Annotated in this window: 27 protein-coding genes; 11 read left to right on the top strand and 16 right to left on the bottom strand. The window is 59.1% G+C overall.

Features of this window, described 5'->3' with window-relative positions; translation table 11 throughout:
• Nucleotides 1–91 precede the first annotated feature (91 nt).
• Together AC2FNC_RS07535 and AC2FNC_RS07530 are read right to left on the bottom strand one after the other, a co-directional pair.
• Nucleotides 92–796: a DUF5681 domain-containing protein gene (locus tag AC2FNC_RS07535; RefSeq protein WP_496714908.1), complete on the bottom strand. Its 705-nt coding sequence runs from the start codon at nucleotides 794–796 to the stop codon at nucleotides 92–94.
• Nucleotides 793–2,100 (bottom strand): site-specific DNA-methyltransferase, encoded by a 1,308-nt coding sequence (locus AC2FNC_RS07530; RefSeq protein ID WP_496714907.1) that lies wholly within the window; start codon nucleotides 2,098–2,100, stop codon nucleotides 793–795. Before AC2FNC_RS07530 ends, AC2FNC_RS07535 begins: the two co-directional genes overlap by 4 nt.
• 128 nt (nucleotides 2,101–2,228) lie before the next feature.
• Here AC2FNC_RS07530 and AC2FNC_RS07525 point away from each other — a divergent pair, with 128 nt between their 5' ends.
• Nucleotides 2,229–2,558 (top strand): helix-turn-helix domain-containing protein, encoded by a 330-nt coding sequence (locus tag AC2FNC_RS07525; RefSeq protein WP_496714905.1) that lies wholly within the window; start codon nucleotides 2,229–2,231, stop codon nucleotides 2,556–2,558.
• Nucleotides 2,559–2,563: 5 nt separating this feature from the next.
• Entirely contained in the window at nucleotides 2,564–3,421 is an 858-nt protein-coding gene (locus tag AC2FNC_RS07520) for an ImmA/IrrE family metallo-endopeptidase (protein ID WP_496714904.1), read from the top strand.
• A 514-nt stretch (nucleotides 3,422–3,935) separates the two neighbouring features.
• Here AC2FNC_RS07520 and AC2FNC_RS07515 read toward each other — a convergent pair.
• The 5 genes from AC2FNC_RS07515 to AC2FNC_RS07495 form a co-directional block, all read right to left on the bottom strand.
• Complete coding sequence (locus AC2FNC_RS07515) at nucleotides 3,936–4,457, bottom strand: DUF2478 domain-containing protein (protein ID WP_496714903.1); 522 nt, start codon at nucleotides 4,455–4,457, stop codon at nucleotides 3,936–3,938.
• Nucleotides 4,458–4,527: 70 nt separating this feature from the next.
• Nucleotides 4,528–5,193 carry an NnrU family protein gene (locus tag AC2FNC_RS07510; RefSeq protein ID WP_480554063.1) on the bottom strand — a complete coding sequence of 222 codons (666 nt, stop codon included), beginning with the start codon at nucleotides 5,191–5,193 and terminating at the stop codon, nucleotides 4,528–4,530.
• A gap of 106 nt (nucleotides 5,194–5,299) precedes the next feature.
• Nucleotides 5,300–7,366, bottom strand: a complete 2,067-nt coding sequence (locus AC2FNC_RS07505) for an ABC transporter permease (RefSeq protein WP_480554062.1) — start codon at nucleotides 7,364–7,366, stop codon at nucleotides 5,300–5,302.
• On the bottom strand, nucleotides 7,363–8,412 hold the full coding sequence (locus AC2FNC_RS07500) for a quaternary amine ABC transporter ATP-binding protein (protein ID WP_480475875.1): 1,050 nt from the start codon (nucleotides 8,410–8,412) through the stop codon (nucleotides 7,363–7,365). The genes AC2FNC_RS07505 and AC2FNC_RS07500 overlap by 4 nt, the downstream gene beginning before the upstream one ends.
• Nucleotides 8,413–8,422: 10 nt before the next feature.
• Nucleotides 8,423–9,373, bottom strand: coding sequence for an ABC transporter substrate-binding protein (locus tag AC2FNC_RS07495; protein ID WP_209504562.1), 951 nt, complete (start codon nucleotides 9,371–9,373; stop codon nucleotides 8,423–8,425).
• 418 nt (nucleotides 9,374–9,791) lie between these two features.
• Here AC2FNC_RS07495 and AC2FNC_RS07490 point away from each other — a divergent pair, with 418 nt between their 5' ends.
• Nucleotides 9,792–10,454: a DNA-3-methyladenine glycosylase I gene (locus AC2FNC_RS07490; RefSeq protein WP_480622233.1), complete on the top strand. Its 663-nt coding sequence runs from the start codon at nucleotides 9,792–9,794 to the stop codon at nucleotides 10,452–10,454.
• A gap of 42 nt (nucleotides 10,455–10,496) precedes the next feature.
• Nucleotides 10,497–11,183 carry a hypothetical protein gene (locus AC2FNC_RS07485; protein ID WP_480554060.1) on the top strand — a complete coding sequence of 229 codons (687 nt, stop codon included), beginning with the start codon at nucleotides 10,497–10,499 and terminating at the stop codon, nucleotides 11,181–11,183.
• Here AC2FNC_RS07485 and AC2FNC_RS07480 read toward each other — a convergent pair.
• Entirely contained in the window at nucleotides 11,180–11,593 is a 414-nt protein-coding gene (locus AC2FNC_RS07480) for a c-type cytochrome (RefSeq protein WP_480475867.1), read from the bottom strand. The two genes, AC2FNC_RS07485 and AC2FNC_RS07480, sit on opposite strands and share 4 nt — an antisense overlap.
• Before the next feature lie 97 nt (nucleotides 11,594–11,690).
• Between AC2FNC_RS07480 and AC2FNC_RS07475 the strand changes: the two genes are divergently transcribed.
• The gene (locus AC2FNC_RS07475; protein ID WP_267366019.1) at nucleotides 11,691–12,128 is read left to right on the top strand and encodes a DMT family transporter; all 438 of its coding nucleotides are present in this window, start codon (nucleotides 11,691–11,693) and stop codon (nucleotides 12,126–12,128) included.
• Here AC2FNC_RS07475 and AC2FNC_RS07470 read toward each other — a convergent pair.
• A complete protein-coding gene (locus tag AC2FNC_RS07470; protein ID WP_480516242.1) occupies nucleotides 12,112–12,798 on the bottom strand; it encodes an ABC transporter ATP-binding protein in 687 nt (228 codons plus the stop codon). The two genes, AC2FNC_RS07475 and AC2FNC_RS07470, sit on opposite strands and share 17 nt — an antisense overlap.
• A complete protein-coding gene (locus tag AC2FNC_RS07465) occupies nucleotides 12,791–14,086 on the bottom strand; it encodes a lipoprotein-releasing ABC transporter permease subunit (protein ID WP_480475863.1) in 1,296 nt (431 codons plus the stop codon). The genes AC2FNC_RS07470 and AC2FNC_RS07465 overlap by 8 nt, the downstream gene beginning before the upstream one ends.
• A 355-nt stretch (nucleotides 14,087–14,441) precedes the next feature.
• Between AC2FNC_RS07465 and AC2FNC_RS07460 the strand changes: the two genes are divergently transcribed.
• A complete protein-coding gene (locus AC2FNC_RS07460; RefSeq protein WP_480475861.1) occupies nucleotides 14,442–14,801 on the top strand; it encodes a hypothetical protein in 360 nt (119 codons plus the stop codon).
• Between the two features lie 128 nt (nucleotides 14,802–14,929).
• Here AC2FNC_RS07460 and proS read toward each other — a convergent pair whose 3' ends face one another.
• On the bottom strand, nucleotides 14,930–16,270 hold the full coding sequence (proS, locus tag AC2FNC_RS07455) for a proline--tRNA ligase (RefSeq protein WP_496714901.1): 1,341 nt from the start codon (nucleotides 16,268–16,270) through the stop codon (nucleotides 14,930–14,932).
• A gap of 167 nt (nucleotides 16,271–16,437) precedes the next feature.
• Between proS and AC2FNC_RS07450 the strand changes: the two genes are divergently transcribed.
• The 5 genes from AC2FNC_RS07450 (at nucleotide 16,438) to AC2FNC_RS07430 (ending at nucleotide 22,223) form a co-directional block, all read left to right on the top strand.
• A complete protein-coding gene (locus tag AC2FNC_RS07450) occupies nucleotides 16,438–17,802 on the top strand; it encodes an FAD-dependent oxidoreductase (RefSeq protein ID WP_480516236.1) in 1,365 nt (454 codons plus the stop codon).
• Nucleotides 17,802–18,776 carry an isopenicillin N synthase family dioxygenase gene (locus tag AC2FNC_RS07445; protein WP_496714900.1) on the top strand — a complete coding sequence of 325 codons (975 nt, stop codon included), beginning with the start codon at nucleotides 17,802–17,804 and terminating at the stop codon, nucleotides 18,774–18,776. The genes AC2FNC_RS07450 and AC2FNC_RS07445 overlap by 1 nt, the downstream gene beginning before the upstream one ends.
• Nucleotides 18,777–18,865: 89 nt before the next feature.
• On the top strand, nucleotides 18,866–19,939 hold the full coding sequence (locus tag AC2FNC_RS07440) for an AI-2E family transporter (RefSeq protein WP_480554055.1): 1,074 nt from the start codon (nucleotides 18,866–18,868) through the stop codon (nucleotides 19,937–19,939).
• Complete coding sequence (locus AC2FNC_RS07435) at nucleotides 19,940–20,629, top strand: HdaA/DnaA family protein (protein ID WP_496714898.1); 690 nt, start codon at nucleotides 19,940–19,942, stop codon at nucleotides 20,627–20,629.
• Between the two features lie 49 nt (nucleotides 20,630–20,678).
• Complete coding sequence (locus AC2FNC_RS07430; protein ID WP_480475851.1) at nucleotides 20,679–22,223, top strand: Ppx/GppA family phosphatase; 1,545 nt, start codon at nucleotides 20,679–20,681, stop codon at nucleotides 22,221–22,223.
• Between the two features lie 12 nt (nucleotides 22,224–22,235).
• Here AC2FNC_RS07430 and AC2FNC_RS07425 read toward each other — a convergent pair whose 3' ends face one another.
• The 5 genes from AC2FNC_RS07425 to AC2FNC_RS07405 are packed head-to-tail and all read right to left on the bottom strand — an operon-like array spanning nucleotide 22,236 to nucleotide 25,467.
• Entirely contained in the window at nucleotides 22,236–22,610 is a 375-nt protein-coding gene (locus AC2FNC_RS07425) for a hypothetical protein (RefSeq protein WP_480554053.1), read from the bottom strand.
• Nucleotides 22,611–22,647: 37 nt separating this feature from the next.
• Nucleotides 22,648–23,649: an endonuclease/exonuclease/phosphatase family protein gene (locus AC2FNC_RS07420; protein WP_496714897.1), complete on the bottom strand. Its 1,002-nt coding sequence runs from the start codon at nucleotides 23,647–23,649 to the stop codon at nucleotides 22,648–22,650.
• Nucleotides 23,650–23,653: 4 nt separating this feature from the next.
• Nucleotides 23,654–24,334, bottom strand: a complete 681-nt coding sequence (locus tag AC2FNC_RS07415; RefSeq protein ID WP_496714896.1) for a TerB family tellurite resistance protein — start codon at nucleotides 24,332–24,334, stop codon at nucleotides 23,654–23,656.
• Between the two features lie 45 nt (nucleotides 24,335–24,379).
• The gene (locus AC2FNC_RS07410) at nucleotides 24,380–24,868 is read right to left on the bottom strand and encodes a GNAT family N-acetyltransferase (protein ID WP_480516224.1); all 489 of its coding nucleotides are present in this window, start codon (nucleotides 24,866–24,868) and stop codon (nucleotides 24,380–24,382) included.
• Nucleotides 24,865–25,467: a VOC family protein gene (locus AC2FNC_RS07405; protein WP_480493769.1), complete on the bottom strand. Its 603-nt coding sequence runs from the start codon at nucleotides 25,465–25,467 to the stop codon at nucleotides 24,865–24,867. Before AC2FNC_RS07405 ends, AC2FNC_RS07410 begins: the two co-directional genes overlap by 4 nt.
• Between the last annotated feature and the right edge of the window lie 82 nt (nucleotides 25,468–25,549).

Genomic DNA, 25,549 nt, shown 5'->3' with positions numbered 1-25,549 from the left:
TCTGAGTAGAACGGTCAGATAACCGTTTTGCGCTGCAAACCGGTCTTTCGCCGACCGGGGCGCGCCGCTCTGGCCGGTGAGAAGTTGAGATCTAGTCCGGCAGCTTTGCATCGATGATCTGGAGGATGCGGCGGAGTTGCCCGATGTCCTCGTCGATCTGATTGATCAGCCTTGCGTCATCCGCTTCGGCCCGCATGGCTTTCAGATGCCGGAGCTCGTCCGCGAACATCTCACGCCGTTCGACGAACCAGTCGTACTCGGCCTTTTCCTCCTTTGTAGCGGGCCCCACGACGATGGCTGTTCCCTCAATCAAATCGATCTTGACATGGTCGGGGTGAGGCAGCGGGTCCGGCAGGTCGGTGATGCCAAGCTGTTCCCGGCGGCGCAGTTCCTTTTCCCACTCCACCTTGTAGGTGATCGCGGTGTCGAGCCACTGGTCGTGGAGGATCTTGCGGGAGCTTTCCACCTCTGCCAGGAGCTCCGAGAAGAGCCGCTGCGACCGGTGCTGGCCTTTGGCCGCGTTCACAGCCAGAGAGCGCATGACTGCTTGCGCCATGGGGATTGTCACGCTGCGGTGCCCTTCCCGGATCGTGATGTCGCGGTAAGCCTCATCTAGGATGAGGTCCTTCATCCGTTCCTCATGCATGCCCGGACGTTTATTCTTTGATCCCTTCGGCCGACCCTTTGGATTGCCCGACTGGCCCGTTTTGAACCGGGTGTCTTTAGGCGGCTTGCCATAGCCTACGTCGTAGCCGGGACGGGCCACGAGCGCGCGCTTGTTCCTGTCACCGCTCATTCCGCCGCCTCCATCGTCTGGGCTGATACTGGCGGCATCCATCCACAAAGGATCTGCTCCGCCTCGTCCTTGGCGAAGGCTTCCCAGCGGGCGATGATACGATCGCAGTAGATCTCGTCAAACTCGCAGAGACAGGCGCGCCGGCCGGTCTTATCTGCCGCGATCAAGGTCGAACCTGACCCGCCAAAGACATCCAGCACAATGTCGCCGCGTCCCGAGACATCCCGGATCGCGTCTGAGATCATCTGCACCGGCTTGACCGTCGGATGCAGCGCCAGTTCCTCCATGCGCCCTGCCCGCATAGTGTTTACCCCGCGATATTCCCAGACAATGGTCCGGTAACGCCCATGCTGGCCTAACTCGAAGGTGTTGATATGCGGCGCGTCCCCTTTTTTGAACGCGAAGATCAATTCATGGCGAGACCGGTAGAAGGTGCCCATGCCGCCATTATCCTTGGCCCAGACAACCAGGTTCTTGAGATCGTCATAGACACCCTGCCCCGCTTGCAGCATCTCACCCATATGACGCCAGTCCATGCAGATGAAGTGAATCGACCCGTCGACGCTGTGATCGACAAGGTTGCGGAATGCGCGCTGCAGAAAGCGCGTGAACTCCGATACCGACATCTCGCCTGATGCCATGGCAAACTCACGATGCTGCGTCTTTCCGGAGTTGCCAACATGACCGTCGATCGGGACATTGTACGGCGGGTCCGTAAAAACCATCGTGGCGGTCCGGCCGTCCATCAAAGACCTGATGGTCTGTGCATCCAGCGCATCGCCGCAGATCAGCCGGTGCCGGCCGAGCTGCCAGATGTCGCCCGGGCGTACGCGGGCGGGCGCCTCGTCCGGCACCGCTTCATCTGCCGGATCGCCCTCGTCTTCCGGAGCCACGGCATCTATCAGGGTATCGATTTCGGCAATTGAGAAGCCAGTGAGCCCAACGTCAAACTCGAGGTCGTCTGACATCAGCGCCCCAAGTTCCGCCGCCAGCAGGTCCTCGTCCCAGCCCGCGTTCAGCGCCAGCTTGTTGTCCGCCAGCACATAAGCCCGTTTCTCCGCCTCGGTCATATGATCAAAGCGCAAACAGGGTATGTCTTGAATACCCAACAGATTCGCAGCCTCCACCCGGCCGTGCCCCGCAATAATAGTGCCGCTTTCATCGATCAGCACTGGGTTCGTAAACCCGAACTGCGCGATGCTGTCCGCAATCTGACGCACCTGTTTCTTTGAGTGTGTCCGGGCGTTGCGCGCCCAGGGTTTGAGATCGCAGATCGCGATATGTTCAATGCTTGTCGTGGCCATCCTTGGCTCCTGTACTGCTTACGGGCGGAATCACCCCACCTGCCTTCGCCGTTCGATATATCTTACGATTTGACATCCGTCAACTTCAGGCGCATCCTTCCGTTCGGCAAATCAGACAGGAGGTTTTCATGAACATCGGGGAGAAGCTGTTCAGCCTGCGCCAGAAGAGCGGCGAGTCTTTGCAACAGGTTGCCGACAAAGTCGGCGTGTCCAAAGCGCATGTCTGGGAGCTGGAAAAGGGTCGCAGCAAAAACCCCTCTTTCGAACTAGTGCGCAAATTGGCGGCCCATTACAGTGTCAGCATTGATGTGCTGACGGGCGAGGCGGCGGAACCGAACGAAGGCGACCTTCAGATTGAACGGATACATCGCGGGCTGGACACTTTGACTGATCGCGACAGACAGATCGTCGAGCAGATGATCAAGAATATGCAACAGACATCCTCAGCCACCGACTGAACTGCGTGCAGCTGAACCGTATTGAACTTGCCGACATGCATCACCCTGCCCTGCTTGCGCGGACGGTCCACAAGCTGCTGGACAAACGGGAGGGCGCTGTCCCGGTTGTCGACATTGCAAAGGCACTGGATATTGCAGAGGTGCGGCTCGATCGCTTCGACGGATTCGAAGGCATGCTGCTCACCGACACAGTCCGCAGCACCGGCCGCATTCTCGCCAACACCGCAAAAGGGCGCCGGCGCGCCCGGTTCACGATCGCGCATGAGCTGGGACATTTCCTGATGGAACGGCACGAGCTGTCCGGGGCGATTGGTTTCACCTGCTCTGCTCAGGATATGCGGGAAACGCGGGACGGACGACGACATTTACGCCAGGAGACGCAGGCCAACCAGTTTGCGATCGAACTACTGGCGCCGGATTACCTAGTGGAGCCATTTTACTCAGGCGACCCGGATCTGCGCGACGCGCAACGTCTCAGGGACCATATTGAAGTGAGCCTCGAAGCCTGCGTGCGACGCATGGTGGAGCGGCGTGCCGAAGCACTGGCGGCAGTCTGGTCGTACAACGGAACCGTACGCTATTTCGCAAAGAGCGCAGATTTCCCATTCGTCGCCCTCGGTAAAGGCGACAGGATCCCGCAAACGTCAGCTGCGCATCGCGCGATCGCAAATGCGAGCCCCGGCTTCACGCAGTTTGTCGAGGCGGACCCCCACCCCTGGATGGGTACGTCGAAACTTGAACTCTACGAGCAAACGCGGGTCGCAAACAAAGGCCATGCAGTCACGCTGCTCTGGGCCGAACTGCCAGAAAACGAGGAAGACGGCGGTGGCCCCAAGGAGTTGGGCATGCCGGGCTTCCGTTGAACGCAACGGCCGTATTTGTCACGGGTTTTGGCGCGATCCCTGTTCCGCGCGATCACCTTCCCTGTTCACAAAAACGCGTTCCCTGTTCCTGCACACTAAATTCCCTGTTCCTGCGGAAACAGGGAATTGCTGCGTAAGCCCTTGTTAAACGGCATTAAATCAGAGCAGAAATCGCCAGAATTGGCGTTTCCGAGGCCAAAACCGCAGATTTTCCCTGTAAATTCCCTCTAAACAGGGAAATCCGGGGCAGAGACCGGTTCGCTCAAGACTGAGGCCACCACCATCTTTCCAATGTATTTCGAAGATGGTCAGGACGTGTAGTCCGCACTGCTCTGTAATCTGGCAGCTGCGTTATTGCTTTTGGTCTGCCACCATTCTCAGATGCGACAGACCTGATCAGTTTTGCAGATCTTAACCCGGGGCTAACGCGACTGGATCGTGGACGAAGGGTTCCGCGTGGTCTTCGCCACCGCATGTCATGACGTTCAGATCAACACGCCGGTCGATTGCCCACCTATTCCGCAGCCGGGCGCATCTGAGCTATGCGGTTGAACCAACGCACGATTTCGTCCAAGTCCGCAGGCAACTCCTCGGCCGTGCCTTCGGCGAAGGCGTTGAACTTTTCGGCGTTCAGCCCGTTCACGCCGACCAGCACCGGAATTTCCAGCGCCAGCGCTTCGCCGATCACCGGGCGGAACCCCCGCCCATCAGACTCATGTTTACCGAATTTGTTGATAATCAGCAGGTCCGGCGCGTTCGCAAGCGAGGCGGTCACATACCCAACCGCCTGTTCCAGCGCTGCGGGGTCCAGACGGCAGCCGCGGGACTGGGTGCCCAGTGATTGCGAGATACGGATGGTTTCGCCATTAGGCAGCACGCGCACGTCCATATCGCATTTGCTGCTGTCGGCGCATTCCGTGTTTGTTTGCACGACACCGGCCAGTTTCGCGCCGGACGCCAGCAGACGTTCAGCAACAGCACTGAGCAGGCGATCCGTCGCGCCGCGGTCGGTGGTGGTGACATAGGCCAGATGCATCTTGGACCTCTTGTAATTCGATTGTGACGTTTCAAATAGCACGCAAGGCGCTGCCCGACCACTCCCCCAGTCAAGGAAGCGGCGACAGACCAATCACAGGTGCGTGCAGGTGAAGAAGAACCGCATAAGCGGCCAGTGCGGTCAGCCAGACCCAGGGGCGTGGCCAGGGTCGCGGTGAGCGGAGTGAGAACCGCGACGTATTTCGGGACAACCGGACCCATTCAAAGCCCATCTCACGCGATTTACGCCTGTCGATCAGGTCCATGCCCATAACAGAAAATCCGGCAAACAGGCCGAACAGAATCACATGTGACAGGCTTCCATTGGTCAGAAGATGCGCCAAGGACCACAACAGCAGCGCGGCAAGGATCGGGTGGCGGGTGGTGCGCAGAATACCGGGGTGTTCGGGGTCAAAGGACCTGTTGCCCATCCCTCCGAAAGAAAACGGGTTCTGGATCGCAAGCCCGGTCACAGCCAGCCAGCACACCACGGGCATGATCAGTATCGGCAACCAGCGCAAGACTGCGAACGGCGGAATGACCTCGACATAGGGGGCGTTTGCAGCGGCAACAATCAGCCAGGCCAGCACGGCCAAAGACAGAAGTGAATAGGCCGCGAAATACCCCCGGCGGCCGAGCGTGCCGATCAGCCAGCCCCGCACGGTGGGCCGTACAGGAATTGCATGGCTGAGCAGGAAAACGATGAGTGCTGCAAGAAAAAGGCCCCAACCGGTCATGATATTCTCCAAACGTGTTGGGGTCGGTCTAGATTGGGAGGACAGCGACTTCCTTGCCCGAAATCAAGTTGGGTCACAGGGGCGGACGCACCGTCCCTGCCCTGTATTACAGCCCAAGCGCCGCGCGGCGTTCTTCGGCAAAGCCCTGCACGATGCGGTCTGCGATCAGTGCCAGAATCGCCATCGCGGCCCCGGCAGATATGCCCAATCCTACATCCGCCTGACCCAGCGCCAGATAGATCGACTGGCCCAGACCGGTGGTCCCGATCAGTGCCGCGATGACCAGCATGGCGAAGGCGTAAAGGATGGTCTGGTTCAGCCCCAGAAGGATGGTCGGGGCCGCATAAGGCGCCCGCACATCGCGCATGATCTGCCACTCGGTCGCACCGCTTGAAATTGCGGCCTCCATCATCTCATCCGGTGTATTGACCAGCCCGTGCCGCGTGTAGCGGATCATCGGGACAATCGCATAGGCACAGATCGCCAGAAAGGCCGAGAACTCACCAATCTGGAACACCATCAGCACCGGGATCAGGAACACGAACAGGGGGATCGTCTGCAACATGTCGCAGATCGGGCGAACCACGTTCCACACAGGCTGCCATACCGCGCTGGCAAGACCGATCAGCCCCCCTGCCAAAGCGCAGGTAAACACCGCTGCACCACTAAGATAGAGCGACAGCAGCGCCCTTTCCCACAGGCCCGAGACGAGGATGGTGCAGAGCAGCCCCACGCAGAGCGCGGCCAGACGCCAGCCCCCGGCGACCCAGCCCAGCGCGGCAGCGCCGGTCAGGACAAAGGGCCACGGCAGGTTCGCGATGCCGGTTTCCAGCATTCCGATCAAGATCAGAACGACCAGCCCGCCAGTCAGCCGCCCGCGCCACGCCATCAAAAGCGCAATTCCGGCACCGGCCGCGAACAGGCCATAGCTCATGCTCGACGTCCACTGGAAACCCCATGTGAAGGGCAGCACCGCCTGATCCAACCCGATCCGAAGCGGTAGCAGTACATAGAACAATGAGTTGTTCTTGAGGGCGTCCAGCCACTGGCCGTTGGCCTGCGTGAACGCGGTCAGGCCGCTGTCCACGACCTCGGCCATCGGGTCCAGCAGGGTCAATTCCGCAGGATTTGGCAACCACGCCCAGAAGGCGGCGGTGAAGACAACAGCAAAACCCAGCATCGCCCAGACAACGCGGCTGTCATAGCGTTTACGCTCGGTCGCCAAAGTACCGCTCATCCGGTCGATCACCACGGCAAAGACCACGATAACCAGACCCGCCATCAGCGATTCGCCGAACTGCGCCTTGCGCATGGTCAGCAGAACCTCCCAGCCGATATCGTTGAACCCACCGATGACGGCGGCGATGATAACCATCGACAATGCGGCCATCAGACATTGGTTCACACCGACCATAATCTGAGTGGTGGCGGCAGGGATTTCGACCTGGAACAGCTGCTGGAACCGAGTGCCGCCAGACATGATGGCCGCCTCTTTGATTTCGGGCTCTACCCGTTCCAATCCCAGCATGACATTGCGCGCCATTGGCGGTGCGGCATAGATGGCCGAAGCAATCAGACCAACAACAGGACCAAATCCAAACAGCAGCAGCAGCGGTGTCAGATAGGCAAAGGTTGGCACCGTCTGCATGATGTCCAGCACGGCCTGCACAAAGGATTTCACCTTTGGCACTTCGTTGGCGAGGATGCCGATGCCGCCCCCAATGACCAGCGCCACAGGGACAGACACGGCGACAAGCGCCAGCGTATTCATGCTTTCGGCCCAATAGCCCGAGGCCAAAACAAAGCTGAGGCCCAGAAAGCCAAGTGCGGCCATGGACAAGCCGCCCAGATACCAGCCCAACGCGGTCACGATCCCGATCAGAATGGGCCATGGCGTTTTGCCCAGCACGAAATTCGCCCAGTTCATTGGGTGGGTCATCAGGTCCGAAAACAGCCGCATTGCCGGTTTGATCAGGTTCAGAAACCAGTCCAGAAACGCGCCAACCCATTGGGTTGCAGGCAGTTCCCACGCGGCGGGCCACTTGACCAGCCACGGGGCGATACCCTCGAGCGCAAGGCAAACTGCACCGACGATAACAGTTATCAGGGCGGCCTTCGCACCTGCCGTCAACTGCGCACTGCGCCGTGTCGGGAGGTCGGTTATGGCGGTCATGTCTCGTCCACCTGAAGAGCTGCGGCCAGATCGGACGGATGCACCGTGCCAACGACATTGCCCGCCTCATCCCGCACGGGCACGGGTTCATACAGCTCCATGCAATGCGCAAGGGCTGCGTCCAGCGTCATCGAGGTGGTGAGGCCGGGATCATCCGGGCCACATTCCGCCTCGCTCCGCATGACCGAGGCGACCTTGGCGTGCTGACCTTTGGCGACATCCTTCGAGAATTCGCGCACGTAATCATCCACCGGGCGCAACACGATATCAGTGGGCGTTCCGATCTGAACAATCTTGCCGTCGCGCATGATGGCAATGCGGTCGGCCAGCTTCAGCGCCTCTTGAATGTCATGGGTGATAAAGACGATAGATTTCTTCAGCGTCGCCTGAATGCGAAGGAATTCATCCTGCAACTGGCGGCGGATCAATGGGTCGAGGGCCGAGAACGGTTCATCCAGAAACCAGATATCGGGATTTACGGCGAGGCTGCGGGCAATGCCCACACGCTGGCGCTGGCCACCTGAAAGCTGGCGCGGAAAGCTGTCTTCGCGCCCTTCCAGACCGACCAGGGAGATCACCTCCTGCGCGCGCGCCAGCCGTTCCTTCTTGCCCACACCCTGCACGCGCAGCGGATAGGCCACGTTTTCAGAAACGGTCATATGCGGGAACAGGCCGAAATGCTGGAACACCATGCCCAGTTTTTTGCGGCGCAACTCGGTCAGGGCCTTCTTCGAGGCTCCGATGACGTTTTCGCCATCCACCCGAATCTCGCCGCCCGTACCGGGCAGCAGCTGCGAGATGCAGCGGATCAGCGTGGATTTGCCCGAGCCCGACAGACCCATGATGACAAAAAGCTCGCCCTCCTGAACCTCGAAATTGGCATCCTGAACAGCGGGGATCAGCCCCTGTTCCCGAAGGGCGGCGGCAGCCTTGTCGGCGTCATTCCCTGACCGAGACAGCGCGTCGGTCAGGGCTTTGTCAGCGCCGGGGCCAAACACCTGCCAGAGATTCCGGCAGGCGATGGCTGGCATGGTCGTGTCCGTCACTTACGCGGGCTCACTGGGTTGCCGCGTCAACAACCGGACGCCACTTGCCTTCGTTTTCGGCCATCCATGCGGCGACAACTTCTTCGACCTTTCCACCGTCAACGTCGATCGCGCCCATCATCGGTTGCTGGTCTTCAACCGCCAGCTGATAGTTGGTCAGGATTTCAAAGGCTGCTGGCCATTTCTCCTCCATACCGCTCCAGCCGGCCTTGAAGATGCGCGAGGGCGAGAAGTCGCAGTCATTGACAGCATTCGGGTTCGGGCCCCAGGCCGGATCACTGAAGCACGCCTCTTCACCGGCGGGCAGTTCGACGAACTGAACGTCATAGGCCGACATCGCCCAATGCGGCTGCCAGAAAGTGATCAGCAGCGGCGATTTGCGTTCGGTCGAGGCGCGCAATTCCGCGATCAGCGCCCCTTCGGACCCTGCTGGTACGGCTTTGAACGGCAATTCCAGACCGGTCATGCGATCGGCGCCCGGAGTACCCCAATCGGCCGGGTAGTCGACCAGACGACCACCGGGCAGAGTTTCCGCCGTCGCAAAGACCTGAGCGCAATCTTTCAGCGCTTCCCATGCGGGCAGGCCCGGGCACAGATCGGCCACATGCGCCGGGTATGCGATGCCTTCCTTGGCATCCAGACCCAGATCACCGATTTCAACCACAGTGCCTTCACCGATTTTCTTGGCGTATTCATCGGAAACGTTGGAAGACCAGATTTCCAGTGTCGCGTCGATGTCGCCATCGGCCAGCGCCTGGAACTGGTTCATCATGCCCGCGGTCACATATTCGACGTTGTACCCGGCAGCCTTGAGCATCTCTCCCGCCACATGCGTGGTGACATGCTGGCCGGTCCATTCGTTGATCGCCAATTTGATCGGTTCATCCACGGCACCCATATCCGCCGCCTGCGCTGCGCCTGCAACGCTCAGAGCCATTAGGCTTACACTTAGTTTTTTCATGGACTTAACTCCCTGTCATATTTGTTTTGCCCATCCCGGCAAGGATTTTCCCGCCGGTCTTTCTGTCTGATGACAATGCCATGCCGCAGCATGCACAAATTTGGCTGGAAAAGAACAGTGATCCGTTTCCAAATTGTGGAAAAGATCTTTCTGCCAGATTGTTCCCCCCTCCCGGCTCCCTTTACGCATCCAACCCGGCTTACCCTTGTTCCATTTCGCTAAGACGGGACGTTGACTGACGAGTCAATCAGAAAACATTTTGCCACCTTTTGTCGAGAACTTCTTTCGAAAATCCGCATTTTTCTGCGAATCCGGTTATTCGTTGGGCTGCCTCAAATCTGGACACGGTCAGATTTTTCATTGCCAAACAAGAACAAAAGATAAACATTTATAGTCGGGCAACATCAAGGTTAGACAGATGCGAACGTTTGACGAAATCTTTGAAATCGCAGCCGCGCGCCACGGCGGTCCAGAAGCACTGGGCGCAAAACTGAGCAAACCGAAAACCCCTGCGGAACTGGCAGCGATGCCCGAGGATCGCTGGCTGTCGGTCATCACGAAATGCATCTTTCAGGCTGGCTTCAACTGGAAAGTCATCGAAAACAAATGGGACGGGTTCGAATCAGCCTTTAACGGGTTCGACGTGGGGCGATGCGCGTTCATGGATGATGAGAAGTTTGACACCCTTTTGCAGGATACGCGCATCGTAAGGAATGGAACCAAGATCGCGGCTGTACGGGATAACGCTGCATTCTTGCTTGAACTGCGTGAGGAAGGCGGCGCGGGTAAAGTGTTAGGCGGCTGGCCATCTGATGACTACGTCAACCTTCTGGCAATGCTGGCAAAACGCGGGGCCCGACTGGGCGGCGCTTCGGCGCAGTACGCAATGCGGTTTGCCGGGCGGGACAGTTTCATTCTGTCTCAGGATGTCACCGCCCGGCTGATTGCTGAAGGTGTGATCGACAAGCCTGCCACCTCGAAGAAAGCGATGGAGGCGGTTCAGAACGCCTTTAATACATGGATGGGTCAGTCCGGGCGATCACTTACGGAAATCAGCCGGGTTCTGGCCATGAGTCTGTGAAAACGGTTTGCGGAATACCCGCAGCGGAATAAGATTCAACTTATGGTTCTGCGTGTATTCATTGCTTCACTTTTGTTGCTGGCCGCCTGCGGTCGTGAGTTGACTGAGCAGGAGCGCGATTTTGCGGAAACCATTCAAGGGGAAACCCTGGAACTGGATCACATCCGTCTGGTCGAAGGTGCCCCGGTTACCAACGTGACGTATTTCCGCGAAGAACGCCCGCGACTGGCCTGCCGCGAGCGCATTCTGCCCCCGGTGGACCCCGGGCCGGTGACGGGCAAACCTGCCGCCGTGGCCCTGTTCAACAAAGTCTACTTTGCCCGCGACTGGTATCTGGAGGACTATATGTCGGAATTTCCGGATCAGATGAACCTGCTGGCCGCGATGCTTTTGGCCCATGAGCTGACGCATGTCTGGCAATGGCAGAATCGCCGGACCACGGGTTACCACCCCCTGCGCGCTGCGGCGGAACATGGAGGCCGGAGGGATCCGTATCTGTTCGACCTCGAAACCTCTCCGGATTTTCTGACCTACGGGTTCGAACAGCAGGGCGCGATCGTCGAGGAATACGTGTGCTGTCGCGCATTGGCCCCCCAGGCCAAGCGTACCAAAAGACTGCACGACATGCTGGGCACCCATTTTGATCTGTCGCCCCTGCCGGAACAAGGGCGCGAGCGCCCGGTCCTGATCCCATGGAGCGAAGCCAGGATCGAAGGGATTTGCAGTTAGTTCCGTGCGCGCTGCACGGTTTCCAGATATGCCACCAGATCAACGATCGGCTGGCTGGTCAGGATCGGCTGACCTTCCGGTGTTTTCATGGATGTGTCCTGCCCGTCGAAATAAGGGCCATAGACCGGCATCGGGCTGCCATGGCTGACCAGCGGGTCCCTACCGTCGATGCGGGCGACAACGCGGGCGGTCGGGAACACCCCGCTTTCGCCGGACAATGCGGTCAGATCGGACGGCTGAACAACCAGCACGCTGGCCATCGGCCCCTGCCCGGTTGCGTCAATCCCGTGACAGGTCGCGCAGTAATGCAAATAGAGTTCCTCTCCGGTCGCGGCATCCTGCGCCCAGGCAGCTTGTGCGGCAGCAGCCGAAACCCCGAGAACCAGCATACCGATCGTTGCCTTGAACATCGTATCCTCCTGTCACGATTGACATTTGCAGGGTTGCCCGACAGGCATATGGACGCAATGATCCAGATCAACGAAATAGGTGCAGAGGGTTCGGGCAATGACACAATACGCAGCCATCATGCTGGCCGCCGGATTTGGAATTCCGATACTGGCCGCTCTTAACGCGGCCCTTGGCAAGGTCATCGGATCACCGACAACGGCAGCTGTGGTGCTGTTTGCAATTGCCCTGGCCGCCTCGGTGCTGACCATGCTGTTGTTTCCCGGTTTTGCAGCCTTGTCCAAGGTTGCGCAGGCCCCGAAACACCTGTTGTTCGCTGGCATCCTGATTGCATTCTATGTGTTGTCGATCACCCATGTCGCCCCACATTTCGGCGTTGGAAACGCCGTGTTCTTTGTTCTGTTGGGGCAATTGATCAGTGCGGCGGCAATCGATCACTTCGGCCTGTTCGGCGCGCAGGTGGCACCCCTCACCCTGATGCGGGCGGGTGGTATCGCCGTCATGGCCATCGGTGTTGCGATCACTCAACTGGCCTGAGCACGCCGCCCTCAAGCCGGACCATGCGGTCCATGCGCGCCGCCAGTTCGAGGTTGTGGGTTGCGATCAACGCCGACAATCCCTCGTCCCGCACCAGTGTCATCAGGGCATCGAACACCTGATCCGAAGTATCAGGGTCCAGATTGCCTGTCGGTTCGTCCGCCAGCAAAACACGCGGCGCGTTGGCAAGCGCCCGGCAAAAGGCCACGCGTTGCTGTTCCCCGCCCGACAGCGCCGCAGGGCGGTGACTGGCGCGCGGGGCGACGCCCACACGGTCCAGCAAATCCAACGCCCGTGCCTGAGCAGCTTTTTCGGACGCGCCATTGGCCAGTTGCGGCAATGTGATGTTTTCCAGTGCCGTAAACTCGGGCAGCAGGTGATGGAATTGGTATACGAACCCGATATCCTGCCGACGCAACGCCGTTCTGGTTCGGTCGCCCTTGCCATTCACATTCTGCCCCCCAATTTCCACGGTTCCGTCGTCAGGCCGATCCAGCAGACCGGCGATGTGCAGAAGCGTTGATTTACCCGCACCGGACGGCGCAACCATGGCCACGGCCTCACCCGCGCGCAGCTCCAGATCGACCCCACGCAGAACCTGCACCTCGCCCGGTGTACCTTTGAGGTAGGTCTTGGTCAGACCGTTCAGACGCAAGGTGACTTCATTCATAGCGCAGCGCCTCGACCGGGTTTAGCCGCGCCGCGCGGCGGGCTGGGAAATAGGTGACGATGAAAGACAGGCCAAGCGACAGGCACGTCGCCTTGAGCACATCGCTCAGATGCAGTTCGGCCGGCAGAGCGTAGATGCCGCGGATCGACGGATCCCACACGCCACCGCCCATCACGTAGTTCACGAATGAGAAGATCGGATCAATGTAGATTGCAAAGAGGCATCCCAGGATGACCCCCATTGCAGTGCCGATCAGGCCGGTGAACGCACCGCAGATGAAAAAGACACGCAGAACCGATCCTTCGCTCAGGCCGATCGTGCGCAAGATACCGATATCGCGCCCCTTGTTCTTGACCAGCATGATCAGGCCCGAAACGATGTTCATCGCAGCAATCAGAACGAGGATCGACAGGATGATGAACATCACATTATCCTCAACCTCGAGCGCGCGCAGGAAGCCGCCGGATGCGTCCTGCCATGTCCAGATCTGACTGCGCTCGCCCGACGCCTCAAGAATGGGAATCAGGATCGGGCCAAGATCTTCGGGCTTGTCCACCATCACTTCGATCTCATCCGCCACCCCTTCACGGTTGAAAAAGCCCTGCGCCTGCGAAAACGGCATGTAGACGCGGGTGCGGTCAATGTCATAGCGACCGGCCGAAAACACATAGACAACGCGATAGGCATTCACGCGCGGCGACGTGCCAAAGGCGGTTTTGACCCCGTTGGGCGAGGTCAGTTTGACCACATCCCCGACAGTGACCCCAATACTGCGGGCCACACCCGATCCAATGGCGATGACATCCTCACCTGTCTGGAAGTCCGACAGGTCCCCCGCCGCCTGGTCCGCCTGCGCGATACCCGGCAGGTCGAACAGATCGTCTGGTCGGATGCCAAACACCTCGACCCCGCTGCTGCTGTCGCGGTTGGTGATCAGCACCTGCCCCTTCACCAGCGGTGCGGCACGTTCAACACCGGGCACCAGCGCAATGCGGTCAGTGCGTTCGTTGTAGTCGGCAATTGTCCGATCCACCCGGCCCTGCGCGTCAAATTCACCCGAGGAATAGACTGTCACATGCGCATTGGCGCCCAGAATGGTGCCGACGAATTCAGACCGAAAACCCGAACGGACGGCCAGCGTTGCAATCAGCGCGAACACGGCAAGCGTGATCCCGATCAGTGAGATCCATGTCATCACGCTGACGCCGCCTTCGGCCCTGCGCGCGCGCAGATATCGCCAGGCGATTTTCCATTCAAAAGGGGCAAAGGGCGGGGGTGTCTTGGCCATGCCTGCTCCGGGTTTTCTTGTTTGCGGCGACCCTTTCGGCATTTCGCCCAATGGTCAAGCCGGTTGTCACCCTGAACCGGTTCCTCAGCCTGAATGAGCCGAATCGTTTCGGGACATGACCAAAATACATGTGCAAAACAGGTGTCTTTCAATTCGGGCGCTACACCATGAGTTGTGAAGCGCATCACAGACAGAAGGTGATTGTTTCAGGTATGACGTTAATCATCGCGCATCGTGAGCCACTGAATCGTAAAGGCAACAATAAGTGCGAAATTTTATTACTCTTTTTGATTATTTTCAGAAACTTTGCCACCCTGACCATGGGGGAACACATTTAAAGAGCGGGGGTCGCTCAATGAATTTACAAATTTCAACCAATGGTGCGGGTGCAATTTCGACCCGTCAGGCTTCAACAGAATTAGATTGTGAAACCGCAGCCTTGCTGCGCGCGGCCATTCGGCCAATCTTTGTCACCGCGGCAAGCTGGGGCAATTTGGCAGACATCCTGAAAGACAAAGGATATCGTCTGGTTTTCCGGCAAGGCCGTTTGTGTATCACGGATCGGGCAACTGATGCGCGGATTTGCGGATTGCGCTTTCTGGATATCGAGTTTCGCGAACTGATCAGCCGCCTTGGCCGTCCGATTGTTGTGGCGACAGGTGACGGAGCCAACGGAGACGTCCTGGCCGAGCGCCCGACGTCGGATCAAAACTGAGAACCGACCGACTGACGCGGTCGGTATTCAGGTAACTTGGGAAGGGCCGCCAGGTCTGAGCCTCCGGCACCCCATCCAGATCACAGGGTGAGTTTCAACACCACCTCGCAGCAGCAACTGATGGTCGCTTATGCGATCCGCTGGTAAATCTCAGCAACTTTGGTAACGGCCGCCTCGGGGCTCAGTTCCTCGTTTTCGCCGGTACGGCGGCAGGTCAGTTCAACCACACCATTCTTCAGACCACGCGGGCCAACCGTGATGCGCCAGGGCAAACCGATCAGGTCCATCGTGGCGAATTTGCCGCCAGCACGTTCATTGCGGTCGTCATAGAGCGGTTCCAGACCCAAAGCCGTCAGCGCCGTGTAGATCTTGTCACAAGCTACATCGGCTTCGTCATCGCCCTGCTTGAGGTTGACGATACCGCAATGGAACGGGGTCACGCCCTCGGGCCAGATGATGCCTTTATCGTCATGGCTGGCCTCGATGATGGCTCCTACAAGGCGGCTGACACCGATACCATGGCTGCCCATGTGAACCGGAACCGGTTTGCCATCCGGGCCTTGGACAGTTGCGCCCAAGGGATCGGAGTATTTGGTGCCAAAGTAGAAGATTTGGCCCACCTCAATGCCGCGAGCCACGCGGCGGCGTTCTTCGGGGATCTGGTTGAACAGCGCCTCGTCATGGGTTTCATCAGTGCGGGCGTATTTCGAAGTGAACTCTTCCAGAATGGCCTGACACTGTTCGCGGTTGTCATAATCGATTTCACGATCGCCAAAGGTCAGGTCGGTGACGGCGCTGTCATAGAAAACCTCGGATTCACCGGTATCGGCCAGAACCAGAAACTCATGCGTGTCATCGCCACCGATGGGGCCTGAATCGGCACGCATCGGAATCGCCTGAAGTCCCATCCGTTCATAAGTGCGCAGATAGCTGACCAGATGGCGGTTATAGGCGTGCAGCGCATCTTCCTTGGTCAGGTCGAAGTTGTATCCGTCCTTCATATAGAACTCGCGCCCCCGCATCACGCCAAAACGCGGGCGGATTTCATCGCGGAACTTCCACTGGATCTGGTAGAGCGTCAGCGGCAGGTCTTTGTAGCTGTTCACGTGGCCGCGGAAGATATCTGTCACCAGTTCTTCGGCCGTAGGCGTGAACAGCATGTCGCGGTCATGACGGTCCTTCATCCGCAGCATCTCTTGACCGTAGTCATCATAGCGCCCGGATTCACGCCACAGATCCGCCGACTGGATTATAGGCATCTGAATCGCGATGTGACCGGCCCGCGCCTGTTCTTCGTGGACGATATTTTCCAGCTTGCGCAGCACTTTGAAGCCCAGCGGCAACCAGGAATATATCCCGGCAGAGGCCTGCTTGATCATCCCTGCACGCAGCATCAGCCGGTGGCTGACGATCTGAGCCTCGGACGGGGTTTCCTTGAGAACGGGCAGAAAGTAACGGCTCAGGCGCATGGACGGACCTTCAAAGGTAAGAATTCGACTGGACAGGTGATTATGCCAAAGCCCTGCCGGGGGCAATCGCGCATTGGTGTTTTCCGACCTTGCGGCAGTCGGTTTTTTGATTGACCCGCCAATCGGGACTGCCATGGTAGCGGAAACGCAAATTCCATGAGGCGCCGATGCAGACCATTCAGGAACCCGCACGCCAAATCCCCGTCATTCATCAAACCGATGTTCTGGTCGTCGGTTCCGGCCCCGCCGGGTTGGCCGCAGCGCTTGCAGCGGCACGTGCGGGGGCCGAGGTATCTTTGGTTGATCGTTTCGGCTGCATGGGCGGCAATATCACTGCCGTCGGCGTCGAAGGATTTGCCTGGTACCGGCACGAGCAAACCGTCGAGGCAGGCGGCATCGGGATGGAGTTTGAAACCCGCGCCAAGGAGATGGGAGCCGCCGTTCCGGAAAGCCAGTCCCTGAGCTATGAGCTGGACAGCGAAGGCTTCAAACTGGTGGCCGACAAGCTGGTCGAAGAAGCGGGCGTGCATCCGATGTTGCATCGGCAATTCGTGTCCCCGATCCTGGAAGGCGACCGGATCACCGGTGTCATCACAGAATCCAAGGCCGGGCGCGAAGCGATTTTGGCCAAGGTCGTCATCGATGCCACCGGCGACGCGGATGTGGCCCATCGCGCGGGTGCGCCGACCCACAAAACTCCGCGCGAGGACATGATGGCGGCTTCGGTCATGTTTCATCTGGCGGGCGTCGACAAGCGGGCCTTTATGGAAGGTGTAAAAGCTGACCCGCAGACCTACAAGGACTGGGGCGGTGGCGGAGAGTGGAACATTGAGACCTCGGGTAAAGAGGACGACATGTTCTCACCCTTCGTGCACAAACCGTTCCAGCAAGCAATCGATCAGGGGCTGATCCCGCCGCATCTGAACACCATCGCCGGCACCTGGGGCGCGATGCATGACACGGGCGAGCTGACATACATGAACCTCATCCATCTGGCCGAGGTTGACGGCACCGATCCCGACAGCCTGACGCGCGGCGAGATTGAAGGTCGCCGCCAGACCATGCTGGCCATCGAGGCGCTGCGACGGTTCATGCCCGGTTGCGAAAACGCACGTTTGCGGAATTTCGGGATGACCATCGGCATCCGCGACACCCGCAAGATCGACGCGGTCTACAACATGACCGAAAACGATGCCCGCCATCAGGGCCGGTTCGAGGATACGATCGGCATCTATCCCGAGTTCATCGACGGCTATGGCATCCTGATCCTGCCAACTACGGGGCGGTACATGCAAATCCCTTATCGCTCGATGCTGCCCAAGGGCATCAAAGGCCTGCTGGTTGCAGGACGGTCGCATGGCGCGGACCGGGTGGCACATGCCGCAACCCGAAACATGGCTTGTTGCGCGGTCTTAGGTCAGGGCGCGGGCATCGCCGCTGCGGTCTCACTGAAAAGCAATCAGGAGCTGGACCAGCTGAATCTGGCACCGGTTCGAGCTGAACTGCAACGCCAGGGGGTGAGGATTCACTGATGGACAGTATCCCAACGATTGATATTGCGCCTTTGACTGCCCCGGGAACCGCAGCCTATGACGCGACGGTCCGAGACATCCTTGCGGCCTGTCAGGGGATCGGCTTCTTGTCGATCACCGGGACAGGCGTATCGCGGCAGACCGTGGATCAGGTACGCCAGATCACCCGACAGATTTTTGCCGTCGATGACGCACAAAAATGGGATCAGGCCATCACCCGCGCCAACTATCGCGGCTATATACCCATGGGGTTTTTCACACCCAATGATGGCTCGGGCAAGGCCGACAAGTACGAGGGGTACAAACTGCATCACGAGGTCGCAGCAGACGACCCGGTGCGTGAGGATTGCGCGTTATACGGGCCAAACATCTGGCCCGACGGTGTACCCGGTGCGAAAGAGGTCATTCTGGGTTACTGGCGGCAACTGGATCGCGTCACCGATCTGTTGCTGGGCGCGTTAGAGGCGGGACTGGATCTGAAAGCCGACGCGCTGCGCAGTGCATTCCGGGCCCCGATGACCAACATGACCCTGCTGCATTACCCGCCACAGGCCGAGGATGAGGCAGGCTTTGGTATCCATCCGCACAAGGATACCGACGCCTTGACCATCATTGCCTCCGATCCGGTGGGCGGGCTTGAGGTGCAGACCCGCAACGGTGGCTGGATCACGCCCGATTGCCCGCCCGGTGGTTTCGTGGTGAATATCGGTGACATGCTGGAGCTGTGGTCGGGCGGGCGGTTGAAATCCACGCCGCATCGGGTTGTGAACCGATCGGGGCGGGAACGGTATTCTTTTCCCTATTTCGCGGTGCCCCGTCACGACGTCGTCGTCGCGCCTTTGCTGCCGCCCCTGCTTGGCTTTGACCGTCCGGCGGTTCATTGCGGTCACTGGTCGGCCGAGATTTGGCGCACGAACTGGCCCGATGAGACCGCCACCGAAGACACACCTGAATTGGGAACCTTGCGCGGCTGACCCCTGCAAACCCAAGCGCCATGAACCGCTTGCATCATGGGCTTTGATGCGCCAAGAACACCTGCAAGGGCCTGAACAAGGGGATCGCCATGGCTTTGCCGGTTAAGGATCAGCTGAGATACTGGAGCATCGCCGCTGCGGTTTTCGTGTTGATCCTGTGGGCCCTTGGGGATGTCTTGCTGCCTTTTGTCATCGGCGGGGCCATTGCCTATTTCCTGGATCCGGTCGCTGACCGGCTGGAGCGGTTGAGCCTGTCGCGTATGGCCGCCACGGCAGTCATCACGGTCGTCGGTGTTCTGGGGTTTGTACTGGCAATTCTGATGGTAGTCCCTGCGCTGATCACCCAGTTGCTGGATCTTGTCGATGTACTGCCCGATCTGTTCAAACAGTTGCGCAGTTTCATAGAAAAACAGTTCCCGTCATTGCTTGACCGGGACTCGAGCACGCACGCGATGCTGGTGTCCTTTGGCGAAACGCTGAAATCCAAGACCGGCGACGTTATGCAGACGCTGCTGACCTCGCTGGGCTCCGCGATCAACATCGTTGTTCTGTTGGTCATTGTCCCGGTCGTGGCCGTCTACTTGCTGTTGGACTGGGATCGCATGACCGCCCGCATCGGAGAGCTGCTGCCACGTGACCATGCACCCATCATTAGGCGGCTTGCCGGAGAGATCGACGCGGTTCTGGCCTCGTTCGTGCGCGGCATGGGAACGGTCTGCCTAATCCTTGGCAGCTATTACGCGGTCGCACTGATGCTTGCTGGACTGCAATTCGGTCTGATTGTGGGCTTTATCGCGGGCTTGGTCACGTTCATTCCCTATCTGGGCGCCCTTATCGGTGGCTCGCTGGCAATCGGGCTTGCGCTGTTTCAGTTCTGGGGCGACTGGGCTCATATCGGGCTGATCGCGGGTATCTTTGCCATTGGACAAGTCACCGAGGGGAACTTCCTGACACCCAAGCTGGTCGGCAGCTCTGTCGGGCTGCATCCAGTCTGGTTGCTGCTGGCCCTGTCGGTCTTTGGCGCGCTGTTCGGCTTCGTCGGCATGCTGATCGCTGTCCCGGTCGCCGCGGCATTGGGCGTGTTGGCCCGCTTTGCCACATCGCTATACCTCGACAGCAGATTGTACACTGGTCTTGAAGGTCTGGATCAGGAAACCGAGTAAATGGCCCGACAACTCAGCTTTGATCTGCCCGCCAAAACTGCGCTCGGGCGAGAGGACTTCTTTGTGTCACCGGCCAATGCGCTGGCGGTGGCAATGATCTCGGCCACGTCATGGCCCGGCGACAAGCTGGTACTGAGCGGGCCTGCTGGCGCGGGCAAAACCCATCTGGCCCATGTCTGGGCCGCTGAAACCGGTGGGCGTATCCTTCAGGCCAGAGACCTGCGATATGACGATGTGCCAGACCTGGCGCGTATGCCGATCGCGGTCGAAGACGTGCCTTTGATAGCCGGTGATCTCGAGCAGCAAAAAACGCTGTTCCACCTGCATAACCTTGTTCTGGCCGAGGGGCACCCCTTGCTGATGACCGGCCGTCTTGCACCGAAATTCTGGGAGTTGCCGCTGGCCGACCTGCAAAGCCGGGTCGAAGGTGCCCATCACGTCGCACTGGATCCGCCCGACGACGCATTGCTGGGCGCGGTTCTTGCCAAGCTGTTTGTCGACAGGCAGCTCAACCCCGGCCCCGATGTCATCGCCTATCTTGTCAAGCGTATGGACCGGCGGTTTGAAAGCGCAGCCGACGTTGTATCCCAACTGGACCAACTGGCCCTGGCGGAAAAACGCGACATTACACGCGCGCTGGCCATTCGCGTACTGAACACGGCCCCGGATGAGGTCGAGACCAATGATTGACCCGCTGACGTCAATTTCGCATCCTCAAACAGGACAATCTGGAAGGCACATGGATCAGACCGTCGAAACCGATATCCCGGACTGGGGAACAATCGGAAAGCCCCTGTTTGACAAACCGGATGCACGGGCACTATCCCGCGTCGGGGTTGTCGATGTCGGGTCGAACTCGGTCCGGATGGTCATTTTCGACGGGGCGGCGCGATCACCGGCCTATTTCTACAATGAAAAGGTCATGTGCGAACTGGGGGCGGGCCTGTCCGAAACCGGACGACTGAACCCGCGTGGCCGCGACCGCGCCCTGTCGGCCCTACGACGGTTCCAGCACCTGGCAATGGATCTGGATTTGCCCGGTTTGCATGTTGTGGCCACCGCTGCTGTGCGCGAAGCCTCGGATGGGCCCGAGTTCTGCGATCAGGTGCAGGCTGAAACCGGTTTGCAGGTGGCGATCATTGACGGTGACGAAGAAGCCCGCCTGTCGGCGCAGGGTGTCTTGTTGGGGTGGCCCGGAGCTTATGGACTGATCTGCGATATCGGCGGGTCGTCGATGGAATTGGCCGAAATCGGCGGTGGTCAGGTCGGCCGCCGCGTGACCTCGCCGCTTGGGCCGTTGAAACTGCGTGACATCAAAGGCGGGCGACGTGCGCGAAAAGCGCATATCAAGGAAACGATGGAGGATCTGCGCAATCAGATGGGCCAGCAGCGGGACCGTTTATTTCTGGTCGGCGGCAGCTGGCGGGCCTTTGCGCGGCTGGACATGCTGCGGCGGGGCTATCCGCTGAACGTGCTGCATGAATACCGCATGACCACCAAACAGGTGCGCGAGACGATCAAATACATCGAAAAACACGATAGCGAAAAGCTGCGTGCTCAGGCGGGCGTGTCCAGTTCGCGCATGGCGCTTATCCCATATGCGATGGATGTTCTGGCGCGGCTGATCCGCACGTTCAAACCCAAAGATATCGCCATCTCAAGCTATGGTATCCGCGAGGGCTTGTTGTATGAGCAGATGCCGCAGGAAGTGCGCGACCGCGACCCGCTGATCGAAGCCAGCCGGTTCTCGGAAGCAAAGGACGCCCGCCTGCCCGGATTTGGCAGCAATCTCTATGATTTTGTCATCCCGCTGTTCAGATCCGCACCGCCCAGCAGGGTGCGCCTGATCAAAGCGGCCTGCCTGCTGCATGATGTAAGCTGGCGCGCGCATCCCGATTATCGGGCCGAGGTGTGTTTCGACAACGTCACGCGCGCCAATCTTGGTGGCTTGAAGCACTCCGAGCGTGTCTTCATCGGATTGGCACTGCAACACCGCTATCGCAACAAGCGGGAAGGCAACCGGTTCTCTCGGCTTTACGAGTTGCTGGACGAAAATAGCCAGAAACAGGCCGAGATTCTGGGCAAGGCCATGCGCTTTGGCGCGATGCTGTGGATGCACAACGATGCCAATATGGGGCAACTCAAGTTTTTCCCCAAGAAGCGAGAGCTGGAACTGTATCTGCCCGAAACCGCTGCCCCCCTGTTCAGCGAAGTGGCTGAAGCCCGGCTGAACGCTTTGGCAGCGGCGCTGAAATCTCAGACTCGCGTGATTGTCAAAGGCTGACTCTTGAGCGGGTCAGATATCCGTGGGTCCTTCGGGCACCTCGATATCTTGCTTTTCGGGCTGAGAAGGCTCTTGGGGCGGTTTTCTGCGGATAATGATATCGCCATTGGGCAGGATCTCGGGTGGTTCATAAACACTCCAGTCCTTGACCTCAGCCGCCAGTTCGGCAAGTGCCGGGCCCATCTGCTGCAAGAATGACTGCATTGCCGGGCCAAGCTCTTCCGCCAGACCCAGCAAGTTTTCCAATGCCGGTTCCATTTCCTTGCGCAGACCTTCGAAAAACAGTTCGGCCCCCTGCTCCATCAGGGATTTTTCATTGTCTTCCTGCGCCATCGCAGGCGCGGCAAGGAACATTGAGATCGTACCGATCAGCAAAATGCGTGTCATACCTGACATATAAGGCCCGTGTGGCAGGCTGGAAAGGTCACAGTTCAATATCAAGCGTGACCGGAAAATGATCGGAAGCCGTCAAAAGCGCCTGCCGCAATTCCGGTTCAGCCCAACAGGCGGCATCCTGAAACGGGTGCCAGATACGCCAGGACGGGCGATATGCTTGCAGGTCCGCGGTAATCATTATGTAATCCAGCAAAGCGTCCAGAAATTTACCTTCCTCCGGACGGGCAAAGCGCGCAGTGGCAGGCACCGGCCCGGGCCGAAACCTGTAGGCTGTGACGGCGTTCGGATCGAACAATCCGGCTTGCAGCAATACCTCGACCGACGAGCGGCCAAAGAGGTGCTCAAACTCATCCAGCCCGGGGCCATCGTTCAGATCGCCCAGCAAAATGACGGGCTGATTTTGCGCAACATGCCATTCGACGCGCCGTGCAAGCCAGATCGCTTGCGCCAGCTGCTTGCGGCGATTGGCAATCGAGATCCGGATCGCCTCGTCCCGCGATTCGGCACCGTGCGGTGCCTTGGATTTCAGATGTGCCCCGATCAGGCGGATGTAGTGCCCGGCTTGCGTCGTCACCGCCAGTTCCATCGGCGGTTTGGAGAACCGCACGACGTCCTCGGTCGCATCAATATCGAGGTCGATTTTGAACACGCCATCGAACCGGGGGGCTGCCGTATCTGCAATATCTCCCTTGGGGTCATGGCGAACACTCAGCACCGTTCTGTCATAGAGCAATGCCAGTTCCTGATGTGTGTCGTTTGCATAGCCCATCACCGCATCAGACGTGCGCAAGTCGAACGCTTCGGCAAAGGTTTGCAGGGCCCGAACCGTGTTCTGGCGTCTGCCGGTGTTGGGCGCCTCGACGATTACAATCGCATCAGCGTCAATTGCGGTCAGCACCTTGGCAATCGCTTCGACCTGCTGCGCTTTGGTGACGTCGTGCCTGCCAGACCAGCTGTCATCGACGATCAGCCTGTCTTTCTGGTCAAACAGATTGGCGAACCATTCGATATTATAAGTCGCGAGCCGCATCTGATCAGGCCCGCGCGCCGTTGATTTCATCCCAGGCACGATTGATGTCGATCATCTTTTTTTCGGCCAGCCGGATCGCCTCTTCGGGGACACCCCGGGCCATCATGGCGTCGGGGTGCGTTTCCCGAACCAGCTGCCGCCAGACCTTGCGAATATCGGGCAGCGGCATGTCATGCGGAACGCCCAGTACCGTATAAGGATCGTTTGGCGCATCGGGGACAAAACGCGCCCGCAGTGCTTTGAACTGCGCGTCGGTTTGTCCGAAGATCTGGCTGACATCTTCGAGAAATGCGTTTTCGTTCGGATGATAGAAACCGTCCGCCATCGCAATGTGAAAAAGCCCCTCCATCAAGTCACACAGGGTTGTGCTGCCTTCCGAGAACATGCGTGCGATCTTGCGCGCGTAGTCCTGATATCCCGCCACGTCCGTACGGGCCATGTTGAAGACTCGGGCTGCACCTTCCTCATCTTCGCGCGCAATCTGAAACACGTCGCGAAAGGCGGTGACCTCATCACGGGTCACCTGACCGTCTGCCTTGGCCATTTTGGCACCCAGTGCGATGACCGCAATCGTAAAGGCCACGGACCGCTCCGGTGGCGAGCGTAGTTTTTCAAAAACTGCGGTCAGGCTTTCGCCTTGGGCAAGCGCGCTCAGCGCATCGGATATGCGGGTCCAGATCGACATGACCGCACCCTAGCGTCACAATTCGGGACTGTCAGGTGCAACAGGTCATTCAGCACCAAGAATTTTCTGCATCAGCACAAGGTCCAGCCGCTGGCCGAACTTAAAGCCGACTTCGGGCATCACCCCGACTTTCGAATAGCCAAGTGCGGCATGAAACGCCTCAGCCCCCGGATTGGCCGAGGATATGCCCGCGACCAGAACATGAACGCCTTGGGATTGCGCGATTTCCTCCAGCTCTGACATCAACGCACGTCCCACCCCTTTGCCCCACGCATCCGGTGACAGCTGGATCGTATGTTCGCATGTTTGCGCATAACCGGGCCCGGTTCGGAAAGGGCCATATGTGGCAAAGCCGATAACGTGGCTGTCGTGCTCGGCAACCAGATAACCAGGCACGCGTGCCTTGATATCTTCGGCAATCTGGGCGGCGCTGCGCTCGTCCGTCGTGAAAGTGACCAAAGTGTCCCGGATGATCGCATTGGTGATCCGGGCAATGGCTGGTGCATCTGACGCTGTGGCCGGGCGAATGTTCATTCCAGCACCCGAAGCCCATGAGCTGTCTCGATCTCTGCCTGCAAAGCCGCGGGGCCGGTGTCGAACACCACATGATCCAGTTCACCCAGTTGACGGGCCAGTGTCAGGGCGTCGGGGTGATAGACAACCAGGCGTCGCAACCGGCACGCGCTGTCCTGCAACATGTTTGCTGGGTGCAGGTCGCCTTTCCATTCGATAAGGGCGGGAAACAGATTGTCGAACGGCAAGCGCCCCGTTGGCGGAACCGCCATGCGCCATTGCAACGCGCCGCGGGTCAGGTCGATGGGCTGTCCGGTACCATCTGGGAAGATCGACAGCGTGGCCTCGATATCCTCGACCCGGCATATCCAGTTCGTCAAACGCGGGCCGCCCTGAAAATTGTCCAGATCGAACCATCGCGGCCTGCCCGGAGGTTGCGCCTGCGGATCGATGGCAATCGCTTCGAGATAGAGCCCATCCCTGAGACCCAGCAGCCTGTTATGTGTCCCGAATTTTTCGTGTTTCCCACCGGGTTGCAGCGCAACGCCAAGCGCCTGTTCGATATGCGCAGACGCTTCTTCAAGCGTTTCGCCCGCGACGGCCAGATGATCGAGTAACATGCGCACCCTCCTGCGAAAAACGACCGGCCCCGAAGGGATCCGCTCGCATGTTTTCGCCATTGGCGCGGGATCACAAGAGCTT

The sequence above is a fragment of the Ruegeria sp. BHSA123 genome (genome assembly GCF_059613425.1).
The sequence above is the reverse complement of the archived record's forward strand: the minus strand, read 5'-3'. Positions and strand labels throughout refer to the sequence as shown.

Excerpts from the sequence above, each read along its gene's own strand:
- AC2FNC_RS07535 (WP_496714908.1), bottom strand. The coding sequence starts at position 796 with ATGAGCGGTGACAGGAACAAGCGCGCGCTCGTGGCCCGTCCCGGCTAC.
- AC2FNC_RS07530 (WP_496714907.1), bottom strand. The coding sequence starts at position 2,100 with ATGGCCACGACAAGCATTGAACATATCGCGATCTGCGATCTCAAACCC.
- AC2FNC_RS07525 (WP_496714905.1), top strand. The coding sequence starts at position 2,229 with ATGAACATCGGGGAGAAGCTGTTCAGCCTGCGCCAGAAGAGCGGCGAG.
- AC2FNC_RS07515 (WP_496714903.1), bottom strand. The coding sequence starts at position 4,457 with ATGCATCTGGCCTATGTCACCACCACCGACCGCGGCGCGACGGATCGC.
- AC2FNC_RS07510 (WP_480554063.1), bottom strand. The coding sequence starts at position 5,193 with ATGACCGGTTGGGGCCTTTTTCTTGCAGCACTCATCGTTTTCCTGCTC.
- AC2FNC_RS07505 (WP_480554062.1), bottom strand. The coding sequence starts at position 7,366 with ATGACCGCCATAACCGACCTCCCGACACGGCGCAGTGCGCAGTTGACG.
- AC2FNC_RS07495 (WP_209504562.1), bottom strand. The coding sequence starts at position 9,373 with ATGAAAAAACTAAGTGTAAGCCTAATGGCTCTGAGCGTTGCAGGCGCA.
- AC2FNC_RS07490 (WP_480622233.1), top strand. The coding sequence starts at position 9,792 with ATGCGAACGTTTGACGAAATCTTTGAAATCGCAGCCGCGCGCCACGGC.
- AC2FNC_RS07485 (WP_480554060.1), top strand. The coding sequence starts at position 10,497 with ATGGTTCTGCGTGTATTCATTGCTTCACTTTTGTTGCTGGCCGCCTGC.
- AC2FNC_RS07480 (WP_480475867.1), bottom strand. The coding sequence starts at position 11,593 with ATGTTCAAGGCAACGATCGGTATGCTGGTTCTCGGGGTTTCGGCTGCT.
- AC2FNC_RS07475 (WP_267366019.1), top strand. The coding sequence starts at position 11,691 with ATGACACAATACGCAGCCATCATGCTGGCCGCCGGATTTGGAATTCCG.
- AC2FNC_RS07470 (WP_480516242.1), bottom strand. The coding sequence starts at position 12,798 with ATGAATGAAGTCACCTTGCGTCTGAACGGTCTGACCAAGACCTACCTC.
- AC2FNC_RS07465 (WP_480475863.1), bottom strand. The coding sequence starts at position 14,086 with ATGGCCAAGACACCCCCGCCCTTTGCCCCTTTTGAATGGAAAATCGCC.
- AC2FNC_RS07460 (WP_480475861.1), top strand. The coding sequence starts at position 14,442 with ATGAATTTACAAATTTCAACCAATGGTGCGGGTGCAATTTCGACCCGT.
- proS (WP_496714901.1), bottom strand. The coding sequence starts at position 16,270 with ATGCGCCTGAGCCGTTACTTTCTGCCCGTTCTCAAGGAAACCCCGTCC.
- AC2FNC_RS07450 (WP_480516236.1), top strand. The coding sequence starts at position 16,438 with ATGCAGACCATTCAGGAACCCGCACGCCAAATCCCCGTCATTCATCAA.
- AC2FNC_RS07445 (WP_496714900.1), top strand. The coding sequence starts at position 17,802 with ATGGACAGTATCCCAACGATTGATATTGCGCCTTTGACTGCCCCGGGA.
- AC2FNC_RS07440 (WP_480554055.1), top strand. The coding sequence starts at position 18,866 with ATGGCTTTGCCGGTTAAGGATCAGCTGAGATACTGGAGCATCGCCGCT.
- AC2FNC_RS07435 (WP_496714898.1), top strand. The coding sequence starts at position 19,940 with ATGGCCCGACAACTCAGCTTTGATCTGCCCGCCAAAACTGCGCTCGGG.
- AC2FNC_RS07430 (WP_480475851.1), top strand. The coding sequence starts at position 20,679 with ATGGATCAGACCGTCGAAACCGATATCCCGGACTGGGGAACAATCGGA.
- AC2FNC_RS07425 (WP_480554053.1), bottom strand. The coding sequence starts at position 22,610 with ATGACACGCATTTTGCTGATCGGTACGATCTCAATGTTCCTTGCCGCG.
- AC2FNC_RS07420 (WP_496714897.1), bottom strand. The coding sequence starts at position 23,649 with ATGCGGCTCGCGACTTATAATATCGAATGGTTCGCCAATCTGTTTGAC.
- AC2FNC_RS07415 (WP_496714896.1), bottom strand. The coding sequence starts at position 24,334 with ATGTCGATCTGGACCCGCATATCCGATGCGCTGAGCGCGCTTGCCCAA.
- AC2FNC_RS07410 (WP_480516224.1), bottom strand. The coding sequence starts at position 24,868 with ATGAACATTCGCCCGGCCACAGCGTCAGATGCACCAGCCATTGCCCGG.
- AC2FNC_RS07405 (WP_480493769.1), bottom strand. The coding sequence starts at position 25,467 with ATGTTACTCGATCATCTGGCCGTCGCGGGCGAAACGCTTGAAGAAGCG.